The 16157-nt window shown below is 72.6% G+C and carries 12 protein-coding genes and 1 riboswitch; of the genes, 3 read left to right on the top strand and 9 right to left on the bottom strand.

Annotated features, from left to right (window positions below):
* Nucleotides 1-170: 170 nt before the first annotated feature.
* From AB0M08_RS03585 to AB0M08_RS03595, 3 genes are read right to left on the bottom strand one after another with little or no spacing between them, the layout of a single operon-like run.
* The gene (locus tag AB0M08_RS03585; RefSeq protein ID WP_364487743.1) at nt 171-1676 is read right to left on the bottom strand and encodes a precorrin-2 C(20)-methyltransferase; all 1506 of its coding nucleotides are present in this window, start codon (nt 1674-1676) and stop codon (nt 171-173) included.
* A 4-nt stretch (nt 1677-1680) separates the two neighbouring features.
* The gene (locus AB0M08_RS03590) at nt 1681-2301 is read right to left on the bottom strand and encodes a precorrin-8X methylmutase (protein WP_364488031.1); all 621 of its coding nucleotides are present in this window, start codon (nt 2299-2301) and stop codon (nt 1681-1683) included.
* Nucleotides 2298-3569, bottom strand: coding sequence for a precorrin-3B synthase (locus tag AB0M08_RS03595; protein WP_364487746.1), 1272 nt, complete (start codon nt 3567-3569; stop codon nt 2298-2300). Before AB0M08_RS03595 ends, AB0M08_RS03590 begins: the two co-directional genes overlap by 4 nt.
* An 85-nt stretch (nt 3570-3654) precedes the next feature.
* A riboswitch (cobalamin riboswitch) is annotated at nt 3655-3749 on the top strand.
* A gap of 54 nt (nt 3750-3803) precedes the next feature.
* Here AB0M08_RS03595 and cobN point away from each other — a divergent pair.
* Nucleotides 3804-7343, top strand: a complete 3540-nt coding sequence (cobN, locus tag AB0M08_RS03600; protein ID WP_364487749.1) for a cobaltochelatase subunit CobN — start codon at nt 3804-3806, stop codon at nt 7341-7343.
* On the opposite strand, the gene AB0M08_RS03605 is transcribed toward cobN, so the two are convergent.
* Nucleotides 7340-7819 (bottom strand): hypothetical protein, encoded by a 480-nt coding sequence (locus tag AB0M08_RS03605; RefSeq protein ID WP_364487752.1) that lies wholly within the window; start codon nt 7817-7819, stop codon nt 7340-7342. The two genes, cobN and AB0M08_RS03605, sit on opposite strands and share 4 nt — an antisense overlap.
* 198 nt (nt 7820-8017) lie before the next feature.
* Nucleotides 8018-8473: a carboxymuconolactone decarboxylase family protein gene (locus AB0M08_RS03610; protein ID WP_364487755.1), complete on the bottom strand. Its 456-nt coding sequence runs from the start codon at nt 8471-8473 to the stop codon at nt 8018-8020.
* A gap of 115 nt (nt 8474-8588) precedes the next feature.
* Here AB0M08_RS03610 and AB0M08_RS03615 point away from each other — a divergent pair, with 115 nt between their 5' ends.
* Together AB0M08_RS03615 and AB0M08_RS03620 are read left to right on the top strand one after the other, a co-directional pair.
* Entirely contained in the window at nt 8589-9446 is an 858-nt protein-coding gene (locus AB0M08_RS03615) for a sigma-70 family RNA polymerase sigma factor (RefSeq protein ID WP_364487758.1), read from the top strand.
* A gap of 29 nt (nt 9447-9475) precedes the next feature.
* Nucleotides 9476-9709 (top strand): DUF5615 family PIN-like protein, encoded by a 234-nt coding sequence (locus AB0M08_RS03620; protein WP_364487761.1) that lies wholly within the window; start codon nt 9476-9478, stop codon nt 9707-9709.
* A gap of 38 nt (nt 9710-9747) precedes the next feature.
* Here the strand turns inward: AB0M08_RS03620 and cobF are convergent, their stop codons facing one another.
* From cobF to AB0M08_RS03640, 4 genes are all read right to left on the bottom strand, one after another.
* Nucleotides 9748-10605, bottom strand: a complete 858-nt coding sequence (cobF, locus tag AB0M08_RS03625; protein ID WP_364487764.1) for a precorrin-6A synthase (deacetylating) — start codon at nt 10603-10605, stop codon at nt 9748-9750.
* 281 nt (nt 10606-10886) lie between these two features.
* Nucleotides 10887-12062: a DNA polymerase IV gene (dinB, locus tag AB0M08_RS03630; RefSeq protein ID WP_364487767.1), complete on the bottom strand. Its 1176-nt coding sequence runs from the start codon at nt 12060-12062 to the stop codon at nt 10887-10889.
* A gap of 9 nt (nt 12063-12071) precedes the next feature.
* Nucleotides 12072-14840, bottom strand: a complete 2769-nt coding sequence (locus tag AB0M08_RS03635) for a family 78 glycoside hydrolase catalytic domain (RefSeq protein ID WP_364487770.1) — start codon at nt 14838-14840, stop codon at nt 12072-12074.
* Nucleotides 14837-16090, bottom strand: coding sequence for an MFS transporter (locus AB0M08_RS03640; protein WP_364487773.1), 1254 nt, complete (start codon nt 16088-16090; stop codon nt 14837-14839). Before AB0M08_RS03640 ends, AB0M08_RS03635 begins: the two co-directional genes overlap by 4 nt.
* Nucleotides 16091-16157 lie beyond the last annotated feature (67 nt).

The following is a 16157-nucleotide window of genomic DNA, read 5'->3' on the forward strand; positions in this document are numbered from 1 at the left end:
CACAGAGGATTCTTAGCTTGGCCCCTCTGATCGGACTTTTCCGCCGTCGCGTCAGCTCTCCGTCGATGCAAGGCGGTTGCCCCGGGTTGCCATCGGGGAGTGACTTCTCGATGAAATCGGCACGATGGCCACCCGGTGCGGTGGGTTCACCGCGCCGGGTGTGAGCCCGGTCAGGCCGGGTAGTTGCGGGGCGTGTAGACGAAGGTGCTCCCGTCCGCCCGCTGGACCGCCCGGGTCTGCGACGAGCCGATGATCAGCAGGCAGCGCATGTCCACGGTCGCCGGGTCCAGCTCCGCCAGCGTGGTGACCCGCAGCGACTCCTGCGGACCGCCGACGTCCCGGCCGACGATCACCGGGGTCTGCCCGGCGCGGTGCGCGAGCAGCACCTCCCGGGCCCGGACCAGCTGCTCCCGGCGGGTCTTCGAGGCCGGGTTGTAGATCGCGATGACCAGGTCCGCCCCGGCCGCTGCGATCAGCCGCTTCTCGATCACCGGCCAGGGCTTGAGCCGGTCGGAGAGGGAGAGGATGCAGAAGTCGTGCCCGAGCGGGGCGCCGGCCCGGCTCGCCACGGCCTGCGCGGCGGTCAGCCCCGGCACGATCCGGACCGGGACGTCCTTCCACTGCGGGTCCTCGGCGACCTCCAGTACGGCGGCGGCCATCGCGAAGACGCCCGGGTCGCCCGAGGAGACCACCACCACCCGGCGGCCGCGCTTCGCCAGGTCCAGCGCGAACGCGGCGCGCTCGGCCTCGACCCGGTTGTCCGAGGGGTGCTTGCGCTGCCGGGGGTTGGCCGGCACCCGGTCGACGTACGGGCCGTAGCCGATCACGTCGTCGGCCGCCGCGACCGCCGCCTTCGCCTCCGGGGTCAGCCACTCGCCCGCGCCCGGCCCGAGGCCGACCACGGTGACACCGCCCTCGGCCGCGGGCTCCGGGGCCGGAGCGCCGAACGCGGCCGCGGCGGGGGAGGGGAGCAGGGCCATCGAGAAGTACGGCACGGTCGCCGGGTCGACGTCGGCGAGACGGCCGGTGCGCTCCGAGGACATGGTGGCGCGCTCGACGTACCAGGCGTCGTCGAGCCGCCCGGCCTCGGCCAGCGCGTCCCGGACCCCGGAGAACGTCCGGCCCAGCTTCATCACGGCCGCCGAGTCGGTCGCCGCCAGCCGCGCGGCCAGCTCGGCCGGGGGCAGCGTGCCGGGCAGCACGGTGAGCACCTCGTCGCGCTCCATCAGCGGGCGCCCGAGCACCGCCGACGCCGCGCTCACCGAGGTCACGCCGGGGACGACGGTGGTCTCGTACCGGTCGGCGAGCCGCTTGTGCATGTGCATGTACGACCCGTAGAAGAACGGATCGCCCTCGGCCAGCACCACCACGTCGCGCCCGGCGTCCAGGTGCGCCGCGAGCCGGGCCGCCGACTGCTCGTAGAACTCGTCGATCGCGCCCTGGTACCCGCCGGGGTGATCGGTGGTCTCGGTGGTGACCGGGTAGATCAGGGCCTCCTCGATCTGGCCCTCGCTCAGGTGGCCGGCCGCGATGGCCCGGGCGTTGCTCCGCCCGTGCCGGGCCGCGTGGTAGGCCACCACGTCGGCCGCCTCGATCAGCCGGGCGGCCTTGAGCGTGATCAGTTCGGGGTCGCCGGGGCCGAGCCCGACGCCGTACAGGCGTCCAGTCGTCGTCATGTCTCTATTCCGCTTCCGAGGCGAGGGCGTTGACCGCGGCCGCGGTCATGGCGCTGCCACCCCGGCGCCCCCGCACGATCAGGTATTCCAAACCGGACTCCGCCAGCGCTTCCTTGGACTCGGCCGCGCCGATGAAACCGACCGGGATGCCGAGCACCGCGGCCGGCCGGGGCGCGCCGGCCTCGACCATCTCCAGCAGCCGGAAGAGTGCGGTCGGTGCGTTGCCGATGGCCACCACGGCGCCGTCCAGCCGGTCACCCCAGAGGTCCATCGCGGCGGCGCTGCGCGTGTTGCCGATCCGCTTGGCGAGATCCGGAACGGACGGGTCGCGCAGGGTGCAGACCACGTCGTTGTTCGCGGGCAGCCGGGACCGGGTCACCCCGGAGGCGACCATCTGGGCGTCGCAGAGGATCGGCGCGCCGCCCAGCAGAGCCTTGCGCGCGGCCGTCGCCACGCCTGGGCTGAATCGGACATCGTCCACCAGATCCACCATGCCGCACGCGTGGATCATCCGGACCACGACCCGGGACACGTCCGCCGGCAGCGCGGCCAGGTCCGCCTCGGCCCGGATGGTGGCGAACGACCGCCGGTAGATCTCCGCGCCGTCCCGCTCGTACTCCATCAGGGCCTTCTCCTCGCTGCCGCCACCGTCTCCCGCAGCGATCCCGCCGGGGAGGTCACCTCATCGAGCCGCGTGCCGTCACCGTCTCGCCTGGTCACCGCGTATCCCGCCGGGGTCGCCTCGACGCGTACGTGTGTGCCGGACGGGCTTCCGCAGGCCCGTTCGCAGCCCACCCAGTGCACCGGCAGCCCGTCGGCGGGCACGGTCGCGGCGTCGGCGTCCAGCCGCACGTCGGCCAGGGACTTCGCGCATCCGGGCCGGCCCGCGCAGGCGCTCACCCCGGTCCATCGCGACCCGCCGCTCGTCACGAGTCCGGCCGCGGCCAGCCGGTCGGCCCAGCCCTCTGCCGCGTCCTGATCGAGATCGGTCACCAGCACGCCACGCCAGGGCGTGACGACAAGCCGCTCCGCGTCTTCCAGAGCCTTTGCGTGTACGCCGTCGAGCCGGCCCAGGGGCACGAGAACACCCACGGCCCGGGGCAGGACGCCGAGGAGACCGGCGGGCTCCACGACGGCGACCGGGACGGCGCCCGCCACCGGGACCGGCCGGACGCCGAGCGCCCCGGCGGCGCGTGCCGTGACCCGTGCGGGCCCCTCGGTCAGCTCCCGGAGTCGCCAGGCCGCCGCCCGCCCGGTCCGCTGCGCCTCCCGCTCGTCCAGGAACGCGTGCGCCCCGGCGATCAGCGCCTCGACCACGCGCTCGGCGTCCACCCGCAGCCCGGTGTCCACGCCGCCGAACCGCAGCGCGAAATCCCCGGCCGGCTCCCCGGGCCGTACCGGAGGTCCCGGAACAGCACGGGGGACCGGCCGGGGTGTGACGGCGAGGGGTACCGCGGCGATGTCGGCGGCGAGGGGGACGTGTCCGAGCGCGAAGAGGAACTTGCCGGGCAGCCGGGCCAGGACCGGGTCCGCGCAGACCGCCTCGTCCAGCCGGGGCAGCAGCGCACGGATCGCGTCTCCTGCGAGGGGCGGCGCCGCGATGTTGCGTACATGATCATGGGTGGTGGAGGGCAGCAGCCCCGCCTGCCGCAACCGGGTCGCCAGGAGTGGCGCATCCTCGGCCTTGAGGGCTCTGAGCTGTAGATTCGCCCGGCTGGTCAGCTCCAGGCGACCGTCGCCGAACTCCTCGGCCAGCGTGCGCAGCACGCGCAGCCGGGTGCCGCTCAGCACGCCGCCGGGCAGCCGGACGCGCGCCAGCAGCCCGTCGGCCGCGGGATGCAGCCGCAGCGCGCCGGGGCAGGCGTCGGTGTCGGACTGACGGAGCGGAGGCACGGCCCGAATACTACGAGCGACCCACCGTGGCCCCGCATCCTCGGGTCGGCAGCGTCACAACCGAGCGTGCCCGGCGCGTCCGGTAGCGTTGCTGCGAAGCGACGTCACGGAGGAAGCCGGTGCGAGTCCGGCGCGGTCCCGCCACTGTCACCGGGTGATCCGCCCGGGAGCCAGGAACTCCGGTCGCCGAGGTCACCGACTACCCGGGGCGCGGACCCCGAGGGGAGCGCACGCGTGTTTCTGCTGTTGTCGACGTCCGACACGGATCTGCTCAGCGCCCGGGCCAGCGGCTCGGCGTGGCGGCTGGGCAACCCGGCCCGGACCGGTGTCGCCGACCTGCCCGCCCTCCTCGAGGGTGTCGAGCTGGTCGTGGTCCGCATCCTCGGCGGCCGCCGGGCCTGGGAGGAGGGGCTCGACGCGCTGCTCGCGGGGAGTGTCCCGGTGGTGGTGCTCGGCGGCGAGATGGCGCCGGACGCCGAGCTGATGAAGCTCTCCACCGTGCCCGCCGGGGTTGCCGCCGAGGCGCACGCCTACCTGGCCCAGGGCGGCGCGGAGAACCTCGCGTCGCTGCACGACTTCCTCTCCGACACGGTGCTGCTCACCGGTAACGGCTTCGCGCCCGCGGTCGCCGCGCCCGAGTGGGGGCTGCTGCCCCGCACCACCGCGGTCACCGGCGGGCCGGCCGTCGCGGTGCTCTACTACCGGGCGCACCACATGGCCGGGAACACCGCGTTCGTGGAGGCGCTCTGCCGGGCGATCGAGGCGAAGGGCGCCAGCCCGATGCCGATCTACACGGCCTCGCTGCGGACCGCGCCGCCGGAGCTGCTGACCGAGCTGCGCAAGGCGGACGCGCTGGTGGTGACGGTGCTGGCGGCCGGCGGCACCAAGCCGGCCACCGTCGGCGCGGGCGGCGACGACGAGGCGTGGGACGTCGGGGTGCTCGCCGACCTGGACGTGCCGATCCTGCAGGGCCTCTGCCTGACCAGCTCGCGGGCCGCGTGGGAGGCGAGCGACGACGGCCTCTCGCCGCTGGACGCCGCGACCCAGGTGGCGATCCCGGAGTTCGACGGGCGGATCATCACGGTGCCGTTCTCGTTCAAGGAGATCGACCCGGACGGGCTCTCGGTCTACGTCGCGGACCCGGAGCGGGCCTCGCGGGTCGCCGGGATCGCGGTCGCGCACGCCCGGTTGCGGCACATCCCGCCCGCCGACCGCAGGATCGCGCTGATGCTGTCGGCGTACCCGACCAAGCACTCGCGGATCGGCAACGCGGTCGGTCTGGACACGCCCGCCTCGACGGTCGCGCTGCTGGCGGCGTTGAAAGAGCGTGGCTACCAGGTCGGGGGCTTCGACTCCTATGACGGCGACGGGCTCATCCACACGCTGATCGCCGCTGGTGGGCAGGATCCGGACTGGCTGACCGAAGAGCAGATGTCGGAGAACAAGGTCAGAATCCCGGCAGCTCGGTACGAGTCGTGGTTCAGGACGCTTCCTGCGGACTTCAAGGAGAGTGTCGAGCGGCACTGGGGGCCGCCGCCGGGCGAGCTCTACGTCGACGACGGCGACATCGTGCTCGCGGCGCTCCGGGACGAGAACATCGTCGTCATGGTGCAGCCGCCGCGCGGGTTCGGCGCCAACCCGGTGGCGATCTACCACGACCCGGACCTGCCGCCGTCGCACCACTACCTGGCCGCGTACCGGTGGCTCGCCGACGACTTCGGCGCGCACGCGGTGGTGCACGTCGGCAAGCACGGCAACCTGGAGTGGCTGCCCGGCAAGAACGTCGGCATGTCCGCCTCGGACGGGACCGACGCGGCGCTCGGCGACCTGCCGCTGATCTACCCGTTCCTGGTCAACGACCCGGGCGAGGGCACCCAGGCCAAGCGCCGGGCGCACGCCACGCTGGTCGACCACCTGATCCCGCCGATGGCGCGCGCCGAGTCGTACGGGGACATCGCCCGGCTGGAGCAGCTCCTCGACGAGCACGCCAACATCGCGGCGCTGGACCCGGCGAAGCTGCCGGCGATCCGGGCGCAGATCTGGACGCTGATCCAGGCCGCGAAGATGGACCACGACCTGGGGCAGTCGCTGCGCCCGGCCGACGAAGAGTTCGACGACTTCATCATGCACATCGACGGATGGCTGTGCGAGGTCAAGGATGTCCAGATCCGGGACGGCCTGCACGTGCTGGGCGCGGCGCCGACCGGCGAGGCCCGGATCAACCTGGTGCTGGCGATGCTCCGGGCCCGGCAGATGTGGGCCGGCAAGGTCGCCGCCCTGCCGGGTCTCCGCGAGGCGCTCGGCCTCGAGGAGGATGCGCCTCTCTCTCGCGTCGACGAGATCGAGGACGAGGCCCGCGCGCTGGTCACGGCGATGGAATCCGCCGGCTGGCCCGCGGTCGTCCCGAGTGATCTGTCGGACAACCGGGATGTCGTGCGCGTGCTGGAGTTCGCGGCCACCGAGGTCGTGCCGCGCCTCGCCCGGACCACCGACGAACTCACCAACGTGCTGCACGCACTGGACGGCGGCTACGTCCCCGCCGGGCCGAGCGGCTCCCCGCTCCGTGGCCTGATCAACGTGCTGCCGACCGGCCGGAACTTCTACTCGGTCGACCCGAAGGCGATCCCCAGCGCGCTGGCCTGGGAGACCGGCCAGGCGATGGCCGAGTCGCTGCTCGCCCGGTACCGCGCCGACCACGACGGCGCCTGGCCCAAGTCGGTCGGCCTCTCCGCGTGGGGCACCAGCGCGATGCGGACCGCCGGTGACGACATCGCCGAGATCCTGGCGCTGATCGGCGTCCGCCCGGTCTGGGATCCGGCGTCCCGGCGGGTCACCGGCCTGGAGCCGATCACCGCCGCCGAGCTGGGCCGCCCCCGGATCGACGTCACGGTCCGCATCTCGGGCTTCTTCCGGGACGCGTTCCCGCACGTCGTGGCGATGCTCGACGACGCCGTCCAGCTGGTCGCGGGGATCGACGAGCCGGAGAACTACGTCCGCGAGCACGCGCTGCGCGACCGGGACGAGCACGGCGACTGGCGGCGGGCCACCACGCGCATCTTCGGGTCGCGGCCGGGCGCGTACGGCGCGGGCATCCTGCCGCTGATCGACAGCCGGAACTGGCGGGACGACGCCGATCTGGCCGAGGTCTACGCGGTCTGGGGCGGGTTCGCGTACGGGCGGGACCTGGACGGGGTGCCGGCCCGCGGTGACATGGAGAACGCGTACCGGCGGATCGAGGTCGCGGCCAAGAACATCGACACCCGCGAGCACGACATCGCCGACTCGGACGACTACTTCCAGTACCACGGCGGCATGATCGCCACTGTGCGGGCGCTCACCGGGAAGGCTCCCGCCGCGTACATCGGCGACTCGACCAACCCGGACCAGGCGCGGACCCGCAGCCTGACCGAGGAGACCGCGCGGATCTTCCGGGCCCGGGTGGTGAACCCCCGGTGGATCGCCGCCATGCGGCGGCACGGTTACAAGGGCGCCTTCGAACTGGCCGCCACGGTCGATTACCTCTTCGGGTACGACGCCACGGCCGGTGTCGTCACCGACTGGATGTACGAGCAGCTCGCGGCGACGTACGCCCTCGACCCGGAGAACCAGGAGTTCATGAGGCAGTCGAACCCGTGGGCGCTGCACGGCATCACCGAGCGTCTGCTGGAGGCGGCCGATCGCAAGCTCTGGGACTCCCCGTCGCAGGAGACCCTGGCCGCTCTCCAGCAGCTCTACCTGGAGACCGAGGGCGATCTCGAGGAGAACGGCGCCTAACCGAGGGTCACCTCGCCGGTGTACCCCGAGGTGCTCGCCGTCGCGTACCCGGTGCCGTAGACCACGGCCGCACTGCCCGAGCTGGCGTTCCAGTCGAAGGCGGTGCGGCCGGTGTCCAGGTCGATCTCGCCGCTGATGTCGGCCGAGGCGCTGCCGTTCGCCGACGACGAGGAACTGCTCGCGGTGAACTCCGCGACGTCGTCCTCGACCGTGTAGGTGCCGGTCATCGGGTAGAGGTCGTCGCGCCCGCCGGGAACGCGGAAGGTGAACTCGCCGCCGTCGAACTCCCAGCTCGCGCCGAGCAGCCGGTTCTGGGCGGAGCCGGCCCAGGACGACTGGCCGGCGGTCTGGGTGAACTCGTCGATCCGCAGGGTCTGCAGGACCACCGTGTCACTGGCGGCGGCCGGCCCGGCCGGGGCGAGGCCCGCGAGAACGGCGGCGACGGTCAGTGCGGCGATGGCGATGGTCTTTCGCATGATGGTCTCTCCCCTGAGCCGAGAAGGCGTCTCTCCCTGTCGAGAAGAGGAAACGCCCCGCCCCGGACCGGCGGCAATCACCCGATGACGGGTGAGACGAAAACGCCCCGATCGCCATCGTGGCGGCGGAACCGCAGGTCGGAAGGGGTGACCGGAATCGGTCCCGGGCGGGCGGATTCACCCGCCCGGGTGACCGGCTCAGTAGTTCACCGGCGCCTGCTGGCGGGTGGTCACGTTCAGCACGTTGAAGAAGTTGGTGGTGGCGATCCAGAGCACGATCGCCGCCAGTTGCTTCTCGTCGAAGTGCTTCGTGGCCTCGTCCCAGATCGCGTCCGGCACCGCGTCGGGCCGGTCGGCGAGCCGGGTCGCGTACTCGGACAGTGCCAGCGCGGCCCGCTCCGGCCCGGTGAAGTACGACGTCTCCCGCCAGACCGCCACGGCGAAGAGCCGCTCGTCGGTCTCGCCCGCCTTCTTCATCGACCGGGAGCCGTGGTCCGCACACGGCCCGCAGCCGTTGATCTGGCTGGCCCGCAGGTGCACCAGCTCTAGGGTGCGGTCCGGGACCCCGACCGAGTGGGCGGCCTTGTAGAGCAGATTGACCGCCTTGACCGCGTCCGGGAGCAGTCCGGCCGGGTTGTCGATCCGAGCTTCCATGGTCGTCTCCTGTCACATCCGTGGGTCGTGCTCCGTCGAACAGGTGACGGTCCGCGGCAAGCGGATGTGACATCAGTGACGTAGCTCACAAAAAGGCCTTTTCGGGAGGATCAGCATGGATCGCGAGGCGCTGGCGGCCGAGTTCGAGACGCACCGGGTACGTCTGCACGCGGTGGCCCGCCGGATCCTCGGCTCGGCCACCGAGGCCGACGACGCGGTCCAGGAGGCCTGGCTGCGGTTGAGCCGCTCGGACAGCGGATCGGTGGCCAGCCTGCCGGCCTGGCTCACCACGGTGACCGGCCGGATCTGCCTGGACATGCTGCGCTCCCGGGCCGCCCGCCACGCGTCCGAGGAGCTGATCGCCGTCTCCGCACCCGCCGATCCGCCGTCCGGGGACGATCCCGAGCGCGACGCGATCCTCGCCGACGCCGTCGAGGTGGCCCTGCTCGTCGTCCTGGAGACGCTGACCCCGGCTGAGCGGCTCGCGTTCGTCCTGCACGACCTCTTCGCGGTCTCCTATGACGAGATCGCGGTGGTGGTCGGCCGCAGCCCCGCCGCCGCGCGCCAGTTGGCCAGCCGGGCCCGCCGCCGGGTGCAGGGCGGTTCCCCGTCCGGCGAGGCCGACGCGGCACACCGGCGCGCGGTGGTCGACGCCTTCCTGGCCGCCTCCCGCGGCGGCGATCTGGCCACCCTGCTCGAACTCCTCGACCCGGACGTGGTGGTCCGCGTCGACGAGGCGGCCGCCCGGGCCGGCGGCCACGAGCTCCGCGGTGCCGACATGGTGGCCCGCTACTACCGGGGCCGTGCCCAGGGCGCGACCCCGGCCCTCATCGACGGGGTCCCGGGCGCGCTGGTGGTCACCCCGGCGGGCCGCCGCCTCGCGGTCACCTTCACCGTCACCGCCGGCCGCATCATCGCCATCGACGCGACCGGCGACCCGGCCGCCTTCGGCCGGGTCGAACTGGTGCCTTAGGGCTGGTCGCGAGGGGGGGTAGCATCGAGGTGGGCCTCGCCGCGAAGACGGACGACGACGTCCTGGCCTGGGCCGGGCGGAACAACCGCTGTGTCGTCACGGAGAACGTCTGCGACTTCGCGCGCCTGGCCCAGCAGGGATTCGGGCACGCCGGGATCCTGTTCGTGTCGAGCCGGCGCTTCCCGCGGACCGGCTCGGGGCTGAACCGGCTCGGGGCTGAACCGGCTCGCCGAGGCCCTCGACGAGCTCCTGATCAAGGATGACCTTCCCGGGCGGGACGGCGTCGCCTGGCCGTGACGGGCTACTCCGCGGAGCGGGGCCCGTCGGTGTGGGGCTTCTCCGTGTGGGGCTTCTCCGGGCGTGGCGCTTCGGAGAGCGGCGCTTCCGGGCGTGGCGCTTCCGGGCGTGGCGCTTCCGGGCGGCGCAGGAGGTACGTGTCCATGATCCAGCCGTGGCGTTCGCGGGCCTCGCTGCGCGTCTTCAGGATCTCGTCGGCGACCTCGCCGACCGGGCCGGCGGCGAGCAGCTCGTCCTCGGTGCCGACGTAGGCGCCCCAGTAGATGTGGGCGTCCGGGTGAGCCGTGAAGGCCTGCTGGGCGTCGAGCATGACGACCACGTCGTCGACGCCGTCGGGCCAGCCCTCGGCGAGGCGGCGGCCGGTGGTCACCTGGTACGGGCGGCCGACCCGGTTCAGGCCGATCCGGTGCTTCGCGGCGAGGGCCGAGACACTGCTGATGCCCGGGATGACCTCGTACTCGAAGGTGGTCTCGCCGCGGGCCAGGATCTCGTCCAGGATGGCGATGGTGGAGTCGTAGAGGGAGGGATCGCCCCAGACCAGGATCGAGCCGAGCTCGTCGTCCTTCAGGTGCTCGGCGATCAGCTCCTCGACGACCAGCGAGCGCCGGTGCCGCCAGTCGGCGACGGTGCCGGTGTAGTCGGCGGGCGTACGGTCGCGGTCCGGGTCGCGACCCTCGACGACGCGCTTGCGCGGGTGGGAGTACCCGCGGATCAGCCGCTCGCGCAGGTCGATCAGGCTCTGCTTGGCCTCGCCCTTGTCCAGCAGGAAGAAGACGTCGGTCCGGCCGATCGCCTTGGCCGCCTGCAGGGTCAGATGGTCCGGATCGCCCGCGCCGATCCCGATGACATAGATCTTCCGCACGTCTAGCAGTCTGCCAACCGGCGTTTCACGGCCCAGCGGCGGCCCGTCATGCGGCGGCCCGTCATGCGGTGGCCCGTCATGCGGTGGCCCGTCATGCGGTGGCCCGTCATGCGGTGGCCCGTCATGCGGTGGCCCGTCACGCGGCGGCCCGTCACGCGGCGGCCCGTCACGCGGCGGCCCGTCACGCGGCGTGGTGGCGGCGCGTCACGCGTGGCGCGGCTCGGCGGCGGCCTGCCGCGCCGGGCCGTGACCCGTGCGCCGCGCTGCGGGGCGGCCCGTGCTCAGTCGGGCAGGATCGGGACCGAGGGGTGCAGGTCGCGGCCGATCATGTCGGCCCGGCGCAGCGCGTTCGCGCCGAAGCGGTCCCGTACCCGGTCGACCGCGGCGTCCAGCCCCTCGTCGCGTGGCGGCGCGAACGGTAGCTCCGGTTGCACGTGGCCGTCCCCGTCCAGGTTGCCGACCGCGACCCCGACCAGGGTCAGGCCGCGTTGCTCGATCAGCGGCCAGGCCTCCCGCAGCAGCTCGACCGCGGTCCGCAGCACCGTGCCGGTCCCCATCGTGGCCTTGACCAGGCTCCGGCTCCGGGTGATCCGGGTGAAGTCGCCGAACCGCAGCCGCAGCGTCACCGTCCGCCCGGCCCGTGCCGCGTGCCGCATCCGGTGGGTGACCCGGTCCACCAGCGCCGCCAGCACCGCCTCGACATCGGCGAACGCGCGCTCGGAGAGGCTCATCGCGCACTGTGCCCCGATCGAACCGCGCCGCCGGCCCGTCGTCACCCGGCGGGGGTCACGGTTGTGGGCGAGCGCGTGCAGGTGCCGCCCGGCGTGTGCCCCGAGCATCGCGACCAGGGCCGCCTCGCCGATCCGGGCCACGTGCCCGACCGTGTGGATCCGGCGTTCCCGCAGCCGGGCGGCGGTCACCGGGCCGACGCCCCAGAGTCGCTCGACCGGCAGCGGGTGCAGGAACGCCGACTCGCCACCGGGCGGCACCACCAGCAGGCCGTCCGGCTTGCCTGCCCCGCTCGCCACCTTGGCCAGGAACTTCGTGCTCGCGACACCGACCGTGATCGGCAGGCCGGTCCGCTCGCGCACCTCGGCGCGCAGCCGACGGCCGATCTCCTCGGCCGTCCCGCTGAGTCGTCGCAGGCCGTCCACCTCGAGGAACGCCTCGTCGATGGAGATCGGCTCGACCAGCGGAGTGGTGTCCCGGAAGACCGCGAACACCGCCTTGCTGGCCGCCGCGTACGCCCGCATCCGGGGTGGGACGACGATCGCCCCGGGGCAGCGGGCCTTCGCATCGGCCAGGCTCATCGGCGTGCGTACCCCGAAGGCCTTCGCCTGATAGGACGCGGCCAGAACGACTCCGCCGCCGACCAGGACCGGCCGGTCGCGCAGCGCGGGATCGTCGCGCTGCTCGACCGACGCGTAGAACGAGTCCAGGTCGGCGTGCAGAATCACGGTGCTACTCTAGAACACATGTTCGAACGAATGCGATCCCGGGCCGATCTCCTTGGGCGAAACCCCTGGCAGGATCACCTCGGCCGAGCTGCCCGGCGGCACGTCGACGTCGAGCGTCAGGGTGTCGCCGGTCCGCTGCCACGCCACGCGGATCCGCCCGTAGGGGCTGTCGTGCTCCGCCGCGGCGCGGCTGAGCCCCGCACCCGGCACCGGCTGGACCCGGAAGCGCCGATAGCCCGCGCCGTCGCCCGGCCGCAGCCCGGCGACATACCGGTGCAGGAAGCCGATCACCGCGCCCTTCGAGTAATGGTTGAGCGAGTTCTTCGCGGTGCCCGCCGCGTCGATCCCGTCCCACCACTCCCAGACCGTGGTCGCCCCGCGGTCCAGCATGGTCATCCAGCTCGGCTCGCTGTCCCGGAGCAGCAGCTCATAGGCGAGATCGACGTGCCCGTGGTCGGCGAGCGCCGGCAGCAGGTCCGGCGTCGCGAGGAACCCGGTGGCCAGGTGCGTGCCCGCCTCCCGGACCAGCGCGGCGAGCCGGTCCGCGGTCCGCTGCCGCAGTTCGTCCGGCACCAGGCCGAACGTCAGCGCCCGGACGAGATTGGCCTGCGTGTCCGGCCGGACGGCGCCGTCGGCGATGAACTCGGCCTGCCACGCCGCCCGGACGTTCGCGGCGAGTCCGGCGTAGGACGCGGCCTTCTCCGTCCGCCCGAGCACGGTCGCGATCCGGGCCATCAGCGAGGCGGAGCGGTAGAAGTACGCCGTGGCCACGTCCGCCTTGTCCCTGGCCTGGTATGCCGACATCTCGCCGATCACCTCGCCGGGCACCAGCCACTCACCCCAGTGGAAGCCGGTGTCCCAGAGGTAGGGGTTCGGCTCCCGCTCCGGGTGGTGACCCTCGGCCGCGCTCCGCCGGACGAACCCGAGCCACGCCTCCATCGACTCCCACTGCTCGGCCAGCAGACGTTCGTCGCCGTACGCCCGATACACCTCCCACGGCACGATCACCGCGGCGTCGCCCCACCCGGCCGAGCCGTTCCAGCCGCCGAGCGGACCGTGCCGTCCCTCGGAGGGCGGCGTGGGTGAGATGTTGGCGACCACACCGGTGTCCCACTGGTCGGCGATCAGGTCGCGCAGCCACTTCGTGCTGAACCCCGCGACGTCGTAGACGAAGGTGGCGGCCGGAATGAAGAGCTGCCAGTCACCGGTCCAGCCGGCGCGCTCCCTGGTCGGGCAGTCGGTCGGTATGTCGCACGCGTTGTCGCGGAAACTCCAGACCACGGCCTCGTGCAGCCGCTCGATCCGCTCGTCGTCGCAGGCGAACCAGCCGGTCCGGGTCATGTCGGTGTGCACCACGACACCGGTCAGATCAACGTCATGATCAATACCTTCCACGCGTACGAACTGGAAGCCGTGCGTGGTGTGCCGGGGTTCGAAGACGCTCCCGCCGTCCGAGATCACCCGGTCGACCTGGCCGGCCGAGAGCGGATGCGGCAGGAACGGCATGTCCGGCTGCAGGTGGCGCATGTCGACGTCCCCGTCGGCGCCGGTGGTCTCGCCGTGCGTCAACGTCACCGTGGTGCCTGCCGGACCGGGGTTGTTCAGGCGCACCCAGCCGTTGATGTTCTGGCCCAGGTCGACGACCTGCCGTCCGGGCACCGGCTCGGTCACCGAGACCGGCCGCAACTCCTCGATCCGGCGTACCGGCGGCGCGACCTGCCAGACGAACCCGTCAAACCCGATCTCCGGCGCCGTCTCGACCGGCGTTCCCCCACCGGCCTCCCGCACGCCGGTCCGTTCCGCACCGTTCCTGTCCGCGTTGTCGTGGTGGGCTCCGGTCTGTGCCGCGCCTGCTGTTCCGATCGCGCTGACTGCGCCTGCCGTTCCGACTGCGCCCGCCGCCCCGGCTGCGCTGACTGTGCCTGCCGTTCCGGCTGTGCCTGCCGTTCCGGCTGCGCTGACTGTGCCTGCCGTTCCGGCTGTGCCTGCCGTTCCGGCTGCGCCGGGGGTGGCCGTGAAGTCCGTGGTCTGGCCCTCGATCAGGTCGGCGGCGACGATCGATGAGCGGTGGCTGGTCCAGTCCGGGCCGGTGGTGGCGACCACGGCGCCGTCCACGTGCAGCTGGGCCAGGAAGGCCGTCCGGGAACCCCACTGCTCGGCGGCCCGCAGCAGGCCGACCTGGCCGCGGAACCAGCCGTCGGAGAGCTGCACGGTGATCTCGTTGTGGCCGGGGCGGAGCAGGTCCGTGACGTCGTACGCCTGCACCTGGAGCCGGGACACGTACTGTGTGAAGCCCGGGGTCAGCTCCTGATCGCCGACCCGGACGCCGTTGAGGAAGACCTCGTAGAGGCCGTGCGCCGTGGCGTAGAGGCGGGCGGTGCCCGGGGCCGTCACCGTGAAGCCGCCACGCAGTTCGTGAGCGGGCCGGCGGCCGGCCGGCGCGAGGGCGCCCTCGGCCGGCCGGATCCATGTGGCGGTCCAGTCCTGCGCGTCGAGCAGTCCGGTCTCCACGGCACACGGCGCCGACCAGTCGCTCTCGCCCCGCTCGGTGCGGACCCGGACCTGCCAGGTGACGCGCTCCGCGGAGCCGAGCGGCGGGAACGGCCACGGGACCAGGACGTGGCCCGTACCGGAGATCCAGCCGGTGTCGGCGCCCTCGGCGGAACGGATCCGGTAGGCGCTCTGTCCGCCGGCGCCCGGAGGGAGCCGCCAGGAGAGGCGCGGGGTCCGCTCACCGATGCCGAAGGCGTGGTCCAGATGCTCGACGCGGGGGTTCATACGGGGACTTTCTCCAGGATCGTCGGGATGGTTTCCAGATCGGTGGCGCGCGGCAGGCGCGGGATCCAGTAGATGCCGACCACCGCGGCGACCAGGGCGGCGGCCGTGATGATGCCGAAGAGCGCGTTCGGGGAGGAGAGCGCCATCCCCGGGGTGACCACGGCGAAGGCGGCGGCGACCACGCGGGCGACCGCGATCGTCACGCCCTGGCCGGTGCTGCGCAACAGGGTCGGGACCAGCTCCTGGGACCACACCTTGTAGATCGTCTCGCCGCAGAAGGCGCCGTTCACGCCGAGCATGAAAACGGCCACGAGAAGCGTGGTCTGGGTGACGCCCAGAGCGATCGGAAGCGCCCAGACGACCACGTTGAGGACGGCCGCGACGGCGAACCAGACCCGCCGGGACTCGGTGTCGACGATCCGCAGGAAGACCGCACCGGCGATCAGGCCGACCGGCAGGCTGGCCAGGTTGTAGATCGAGAAGCCCTCGGCGGTGCCGCCGGTCAGGTTGATCCAGAGGTACGAGCCGTACTGGCCGATCGTGTTCGCGCCCAGGTTGAACGTCGTGTAGTAGAGCGCCATGGCCAGCACCGTCGCGGCGACCGGGCCGCGGAACAGCTGGCCGAGCTGCTTGAACTGGACGCTGTCGGCACTGGCCGCGCGGGACCGGGCGGCGGTCCACTCGGCCGACTCCTTCATGGTCAGGCGCAGCGCCAGGACCAGCAGCGAGACGACCAGCAGGTGACCGAAGAGGATCCGCCCGCCGGTGGCGCCGAGCGCGGCGGTGCCCGCGGTCAGGATCACCGTGACCAGGATGCCGGCCAGCCAGAGGATCTGGGAGAAGGCCACCATCTTGCCCTTCTTCCCCTCCGGCGCGTCCTCGTTGACCATGGCGAGCGAGACCGGCAGGTCGGCGCCGATGGCGAGGCCGATGACGATCGCGCCGGCGTAGAGCATCGCGGCCGACGAGGCGATGGTGAGCAGCAGCGCGCCGATCGCGAACCCGACCATCGAGAGGGTGAAGACCTTGCGGCGGCCGTACCTGTCGCCCAGTCGCCCGCCGAAGAGCGCACCGATCGCGAACATGAAGGTCTGGAGCCCGATGATCGCACCGATCGCGCCGGAACTGAGGTGGAGGGCCGGCGCGTAGAGAGCGCCCACCGCGACTCCCGCCGAAACAAGCGCGCCCGCGTCGAGGTATGACGCCATGCCGGCCAATATGGCCGTTTTCCAGGGGTTATTGGCTGCCATGGAGTGCTCCTGGGAGAGGTCCGCGAGGTGTGACGGCGACCATACGTGTTAAAAACTGAGACACAAG

This window comes from Actinoplanes sp. NPDC051851 (assembly GCF_040681165.1).
In the GTDB taxonomy this organism is placed as follows: Bacteria; Actinomycetota; Actinomycetes; order Mycobacteriales; family Micromonosporaceae; genus Actinoplanes.

Coding starts and splice junctions, on each gene's coding strand:
- AB0M08_RS03615 (WP_364487758.1), top strand. CDS start 8,589: ATGGATCGCGAGGCGCTGGCGGCCGAGTTCGAGACGCACCGGGTACGT.
- AB0M08_RS03635 (WP_364487770.1), bottom strand. CDS start 14,840: ATGAACCCCCGCGTCGAGCATCTGGACCACGCCTTCGGCATCGGTGAG.
- AB0M08_RS03610 (WP_364487755.1), bottom strand. CDS start 8,473: ATGGAAGCTCGGATCGACAACCCGGCCGGACTGCTCCCGGACGCGGTC.
- AB0M08_RS03605 (WP_364487752.1), bottom strand. CDS start 7,819: ATGCGAAAGACCATCGCCATCGCCGCACTGACCGTCGCCGCCGTTCTC.
- AB0M08_RS03585 (WP_364487743.1), bottom strand. CDS start 1,676: ATGACGACGACTGGACGCCTGTACGGCGTCGGGCTCGGCCCCGGCGAC.
- AB0M08_RS03640 (WP_364487773.1), bottom strand. CDS start 16,090: ATGGCAGCCAATAACCCCTGGAAAACGGCCATATTGGCCGGCATGGCG.